The organism is Salipiger sp. HF18 (assembly GCF_011806505.1).
Lineage (GTDB): Bacteria > Pseudomonadota > Alphaproteobacteria > Rhodobacterales > Rhodobacteraceae > Salipiger > Salipiger thiooxidans.
In genome coordinates, this window is record NZ_JAATOS010000251.1 from 1 (window position 1) to 5,918 (window position 5,918).

The 5,918-nt window shown below is 71.1% G+C and carries 6 protein-coding genes; 4 read left to right on the plus strand and 2 right to left on the minus strand.

The features are described 5' to 3' along the window. Positions 1-108 precede the first annotated feature (108 nt). The gene (locus tag HC022_RS17445; protein ID WP_008887139.1) at positions 109-756 is read right to left on the minus strand and encodes a carbonic anhydrase; all 648 of its coding nucleotides are present in this window, start codon (positions 754-756) and stop codon (positions 109-111) included. Positions 757-922: 166 nt separating this feature from the next. Between HC022_RS17445 and HC022_RS17450 the strand changes: the two genes are divergently transcribed. The 4 genes from HC022_RS17450 to HC022_RS17465 all read left to right on the plus strand — a co-directional run bounded on the left by HC022_RS17450 (position 923) and on the right by HC022_RS17465 (position 4,008). Next, a complete protein-coding gene (locus HC022_RS17450; RefSeq protein ID WP_008886558.1) occupies positions 923-1,288 on the plus strand; it encodes a hypothetical protein in 366 nt (121 codons plus the stop codon). A 79-nt stretch (positions 1,289-1,367) separates the two neighbouring features. Next, on the plus strand, positions 1,368-2,750 hold the full coding sequence (locus HC022_RS17455) for a M17 family metallopeptidase (protein WP_167453279.1): 1,383 nt from the start codon (positions 1,368-1,370) through the stop codon (positions 2,748-2,750). Then, positions 2,747-3,598 (plus strand): NlpC/P60 family protein, encoded by an 852-nt coding sequence (locus HC022_RS17460; protein WP_167453280.1) that lies wholly within the window; start codon positions 2,747-2,749, stop codon positions 3,596-3,598. The genes HC022_RS17455 and HC022_RS17460 overlap by 4 nt, the downstream gene beginning before the upstream one ends. A gap of 56 nt (positions 3,599-3,654) precedes the next feature. Beyond that, positions 3,655-4,008, plus strand: coding sequence for a hypothetical protein (locus tag HC022_RS17465; RefSeq protein WP_167453281.1), 354 nt, complete (start codon positions 3,655-3,657; stop codon positions 4,006-4,008). On the opposite strand, the gene HC022_RS17470 is transcribed toward HC022_RS17465, so the two are convergent. Further along, positions 4,005-5,918, minus strand: a 1,914-nt coding sequence (locus HC022_RS17470; protein WP_167453282.1) for a glutamine amidotransferase, incomplete at its 5' end; no start/stop codon positions are given. The two genes, HC022_RS17465 and HC022_RS17470, sit on opposite strands and share 4 nt — an antisense overlap.

A 5,918-nucleotide genomic window follows, 5' to 3' on the forward strand; every position in this document is an offset into this window, starting at 1 on the left:
GCGCCGCTGGCATCGCTCGCCGCGCGCCTCGGCCGGCCAGCCATCCGCCTCAATCGCGATGGCTGCACGGCCGAGCTTGACGCCTGAGCCCTGGGCTCAGGCGCAGTCTCAGATCCCGACGAAGCCGCCGAGCTTCGGGTCGAAGCACTCGAGCCCGCCCTTGCCGATCTCGTGCCAGAGGCCGTGCAGGGTCAGGTCCTCGGCTTCGACCGCGGCGCGCACGAAGGGAAAGGACATCAGGTTCTCGAGCGAGGTCAGGACGGCCTGCTGCTCGAGCGCCTTCGAGATCTCCTCCTCGGGGAGATCCTTCACCTTCTCGTAGCCCGGCCGCAGGATGTCCATCCAGCGGCCCACGAAGCTCGACTTCTCCTCGAGCGCCGGTGCCTTGCCCGAGCACATGTCGAGGCAGCCCTGCACGCCGCCGCAGCTTGAGTGGCCCATCACGATCACATGCGCGACCTTGAGCGCCGTCACCGCGTATTCCACCGCGGCCGAGGTGCCGTGCTGCTGCCCGTCCGGCTGGTAGGGCGGAACGAGGTTGGCGATGTTGCGGTGGATGAAGAACTCGCCGGTGTCGGCCCCGAAGATCGAGGTGACGTGGACGCGGCTGTCGCAGCACGAGATAATCATCGCGCGGGGATGCTGCCCCTCGCTCGCCAGTCGGCGGAACCAGGCGTGGTTCTCGGCATAGCTCGTTGCCTTCCAGCCCTGGAAACGCTGTACGAGATAATTCGGGAGCGGTCTGGCGTGCTGCATCGCGTCCTCCTGTTCAGGTCATATCGCAAGAGCAGATAAGCGGGATTCGACTGGAATTCGAGAAAAGAATCTCGCCCGGTCTAACCTTTTGGGAACTTGGGAGGTCTATTCAGCCGTGCCGTGGGGATGTGTGCGAGGTTGCGACAGAGCTGTGGAACAGGTGGCAATGCTTGCCCCGCGCGAGGATGTGGGGCTCGATCCGGAACGCCTCGAGGGGCTGTATGCCCGTCTGGGCCCCCGCGAAGGGGAAAACGCGGTCTGCCGCGCCATGGAAGAGCTGGCCTACCGGCTCGGACAGGCGGACAGGCTCTACGAGAGATCCGAGTTCGCCGAGATGCGCGACTGCGCCCGGGCGCTGGCGGCGATCGCCGAACAGATCGGCATGATCGGGCTCTGCCGCATCGCCGGTGACGTGGTCACCTGCATCGACGACGGCGACGCCGTCGCGCTGGCAGCGACGCTGGCGCGCATGGCGCGGGTAGGGGAACGCTCGCTCTACGCGATCTGGGACCTGCAGGACATCCCGGTCTGACGGGACTTGCAGGCAGCGCGGGCTGCGGTAGGGTCCGGCAGACCGACCAGCCGACCGTCCAGCAGCAAAGGCCCCTTTCATGCCGTTCCGTTTCGCCGATCCCCAAGCCGATGCCCTGCCGCTGCATCTTGTCGAAAGCGCCACGCTGGCCGACTGGCTCGCCACGCAGCCCGAGACCGTCAGCGCCTGGGTCGAGGCCAACGGCTTCACCGGCGCCATCGGCGAGGCGCTGATCCTGCCGGGCGAGGCCGGCAAGCCCTCCGCCGCGCTCGCGGGCTACGGCACCTTTAAGGCCCGCCGCCGCTCGCGCTTCGCGCTGGCCGCCGCTGCGCCCCGCCTCGGCGCGCGCACCTACCGCATCGCCTCGGGCCTGCCCCCCGAGGCCGCCGCGGAAGAGGCGCTCGGCTGGCTGCTCGCCACCTACCGCTTCACCCGCTACGCCGGGTCCGAGGCACCCGCGCCGGCGCTGATCGCGCCCGAGGGCGTCGACGCCGCGCGCATCGAGATCCTCGCCGAAGCCGAGGCGCTCACCCGCGACCTCGTCAACACCCCCGCCTCCGACATGGGCCCGCAAGAGCTCGAGGAGGCCGCCCGTGCGCTGGCAACCGAGTTCGGCGCCGCCATAGAGGTCACCTCTGGCGCCGCTCTGAAAGAGAACTTCCCGATGATCCACGCGGTCGGCCGCGCCAGCCCCCGTGCGCCGCGTCTCATCGACCTGCGCTGGGGCAGCGAGGGTCCCGCGATCACGCTGGTCGGCAAGGGGGTCTGCTTCGACACCGGGGGGCTCAACATCAAGCCCGGCAGCTCGATGGGCCTGATGAAGAAGGACATGGGCGGCGCGGCCAACGTGCTGGGCCTCGCCCGTGCGATCATGGCGCTGGGGCTGAAGATGCGGCTCCGCGTCCTGATCCCGGCGGTCGAGAACGCCGTCTCGGGCGACGCCTTCCGCCCGCAGGACATCCTGACCTCGCGCAAGGGCCTGACGGTCGAGATCAACAACACCGACGCCGAGGGCCGGCTGGTGCTGGCCGATGCGCTGGCGCTCGCCGACGAGGAGACGCCCGAGCTGGTCGTCTCGATGGCCACGCTCACCGGCGCCGCGCGGGTCGCCGTCGGCCCCGATCTCGCGCCGTTCTACACCGATGACGAACCGCTGGCCGCGGCGCTGGCGCTGGCCGGCACCGACGCCGCCGACCCGCTCTGGCGCATGCCCTTCTGGGAGCCCTACGAGGCCAAGATAGAGCCCGGCATCGCCGATCTCGACAACGCTCCCGCGGGTGGCATGGCGGGCTCGATCACCGCGGCGCTGTTCCTGCGCCGCTTCGTGACAGAAAGCCCGCGCTACGTGCATTTCGACATCTACGCCTGGAACCCCGCCCCTGCGCCCGCCCGCCCGAAAGGCGGCGTCGGACAGGGACCGCGGGCGATCCTCGGCGCGCTGTCTCAGGTGTTCGAGCTGTGACCGAGACCGACCGCAGGCTGCTCCGCAGCAACGGGCGGGTCGCCCACAGCTCGCTCAGCGGCGCGGTCAAGGCGGAGCGGTTCGCCGAGGGCACAGCCCGCGTGGTCACGCGGGAGACCGCCGACATTCGCCGCGCCCCCGGTGGCGCCCGCGACCGGCAGATGCTGTTCGGCGAGGTTTTCCACGTGCTCGAGGACGTGGACGGCACCGCCTTCGGCTATGCCGCGCGCGACGGCTACGTCGGCTACGTGGCGAGCGATGCTCTGGGCGCCCCTGACGGAGACGCGACGCACGTGGTCGCGGTACGGCTGAGCCAGGCGCTCACCCAGCCCGACTTCAAGCGCGAGGGCGAGACGCTGGCTTTGTCGCTCGGCGCACGCGTCCGCGTCACCGCCGGCGCCGAGCGCTGGCTCGAGATCGCGGCGCCGGGCGGGCAGCGCCTGTTCCTGCCCGCGACGCATCTGCGCCCGCTCGGGACGCCCGAAACCGATCCGGTCGAGGTCGCGGCGCGGCTCATCGGGACGCCCTATGTCTGGGGCGGCAACTCGGCCATGGGCATCGACTGTTCCGGGCTGGCGCAGGCCGGGTTCCTCGCCTGCGGCATCCCCTGCCCCGGCGACAGCGACCTGCAAGAGGCGCGCTTCGGGGAAACGCTGGCGCCGGGCACCGCGCCGGAACGCGGCGACCTGCTGTTCTGGAAGAGGCACGTAGCGCTGGTGGCGGACCCCGGGACGATCCTGCACGCCAACGCGCATCACATGGCGGTCGCCTACGAGGGCCTGACCGAGGCCATTGCCCGGATCGAGGCGCAGGACGGCGGCCCCGTCACCCGGCACGCGCGCCGCTGAGGCCCGCCGCCCGTCCGGTGCTTCGCAGGCCGGCGCCGTCCGTGTAGACTGCGCCCATGACACGCCCCCTTGCCCTCCTGCTGGCGGCGGCGCTCGCCGGTGCCGCACAGGCCGACCCGCCCGAGATCCTCTCGGCCGTTGCGGATCGTCAGGGCGACGGCTGGCGGGTTTCGGTCACGCTGCGCCACCCCGACACCGGGTGGGAGCACTACGCGGACGGTTGGCGGATCGAGACCGGCGACGGCACCGTGCTCGGCACCCGCGAGCTGGTCCACCCACACGAGCAGGAGCAGCCCTTTACCCGCGCGCTCTCCGGCGTCGCGCTCCCCGAAGGCGTGCCGCTCTTCGTGCGGGCGCGCTGCCTTGTCGATGGCTGGGGCACCGGGCTGGTGCCCCTCGAACGCCGCTAACGACGCCCCTCACGCAGCCACGCTCCGATGATCAGACCGGTCGCCAGGAGCAGCGTCAGCCAGGCCGGAAGCAGCGGGATCTGGCGCACGTCCATGGTCTCGAACGCCTCGCGCGGGGTGATGCCGATCCAGCCGCGCCCGGCGGCGGGACGTCCGGCGCTCACCGAGCGGATGCTGGGCACCCCCTCCTCGAGCCGCAGGACACCGCCGCGCATGCTGTCGATCACCGGTTCGAGCGCCTCGCCGCTGGCGATGGTCTGCTCGAACTCGCGCGGGGCGGCGGGGCCGAGGCCGATCACCGCCTCCTGCTCGCCTTCCGCCAGCCGGTAGAGCCCGATTTCCGGCCCCTCGTAGATCGCCTCGAAGCGCCCGGGCGAGACCTCTTCCAGCGTGACCTCCTCGGTCTCGCCGTCGGGGCGGGTCACCGTCACCGGGCCCACGCCCTCTTCCAGCGTGCGGCGGATGATGCGCATCGACTGGCCGGTGGCCTCGGCCCAGAGCGCCTCTTCCTCGAGCTCGGGCTCCTTCATCATCCAGTGCGCCAGTCGCCGCAGCAGGTCGAGCTGCGGGCCGCCGCCCTCGAAGCCGCGCGACCACAGCCACGCCTGGTCCGAGGCCAGCAGCGCCACGCGCCCCTCACCGACCCGGTCGAGGATCAGCAGCGGCTTGTCGTCGACGCCGGACATCACAACGTCGCCCGAAATCGGCTCGACCTCGATCTGGCGCAGCCAGCGGCCCCAAGTGTCCTCGCCGGTCATGCCGGCGGTCACCGGGTGGCGCTGGCCCAGCTCGGTGACATGCGGGCGGTAGCCCTCGTCGATGACCCGCGCGGTGGGCTCGGCGGGCATGATCTCGGCCAGCGGAGAGCGGTAGATCGAATCCGCGCTGGCGAAGTCCGGCCCCGCGGCCACCAGCACCGCGCCGCCCTGCTCGACGTAGTTGCGCACGTTGTCGAGGTAGATCGCCGGCAGGATGCCCCGGCGCTTGTAGCGGTCGAAGATGATAAGGTCGAAATCCTCGATCTTCTCGAGGAACAGCTCGCGCGTCGGGAAGGCGATGAGCGAAAGCTCGGTCACCGGCACGCCGTCCTGCTTCTCGGGCGGGCGCAGGATGGTGAAATGCACGAGGTCGACAGAGCTGTCGGATTTCAGCAGGTTGCGCCACGTGCGCCCGCCGGCGTGGGGCTCGCCCGAGACCAGCAGCACGCGCAGCCGGTCGCGCACGCCGTTGATCTGCACCAGCGCGGCGTTGTTGCGGTCGGTGAGCTCGCCCGCGCCCTCGGGGGTCGAGAAGCGGATGACGTTGAGCCCGCCGTGCGGCAGCTCGATCGGCAGTTCCACGTCCTCTCCCACCGGCACGGTGAAGGTCTGGGGATCGCCGCCGTCGACCTCGATGTCGAGCGTCGTCTGCAGCGCCCCCGGGGCCGCGCCGTCGTCCTGCACCCGCAGCGTCAGCGTCACCGGTTCTCCGAGGATGGCGAAGGCCGGGGCGTTGCGCACGATGAGGCGGCGGTCCCAGTCCTCTTCGCGGCCGGTCATCAGCAGGTGCATCGGCGCGGGCAGCCCCGGCGCGCGCTCCAGATCGTGCAGGCGGCCGTCGGACACGAGGAAGACCCCGGCGATGCGGCCGCGCGGCTCTTCGGCCATGGCGGTCGAGAGCGCGGTCATCAGCTGGGTGCCGGTGTCGCCCTCGCCGTCGCCAACCTCGATCCGGCGGATCTCGGTGTTGGGCCGGGTCTCGATGCGGGCCTGAAGCGTGTCGGCGGCATCCTCGGTGACCTGAAGCCGGTCGGCGAGGCGCTGCGAGGCGCTCTTGTCCACCACCATCAGCACAATGTCGGTGAGCGGGGCGCGGTCCTCTTCCTGGAAGGAGGGCTGGGTCAGTGCCGCCACCAGCACGAAGCCCGCGAA

Coding starts and splice junctions, on each gene's coding strand:
- HC022_RS17445 (WP_008887139.1), bottom strand. CDS start 756: ATGCAGCACGCCAGACCGCTCCCGAATTATCTCGTACAGCGTTTCCAG.
- HC022_RS17450 (WP_008886558.1), top strand. CDS start 923: ATGCTTGCCCCGCGCGAGGATGTGGGGCTCGATCCGGAACGCCTCGAG.
- HC022_RS17455 (WP_167453279.1), top strand. CDS start 1,368: ATGCCGTTCCGTTTCGCCGATCCCCAAGCCGATGCCCTGCCGCTGCAT.
- HC022_RS17465 (WP_167453281.1), top strand. CDS start 3,655: ATGACACGCCCCCTTGCCCTCCTGCTGGCGGCGGCGCTCGCCGGTGCC.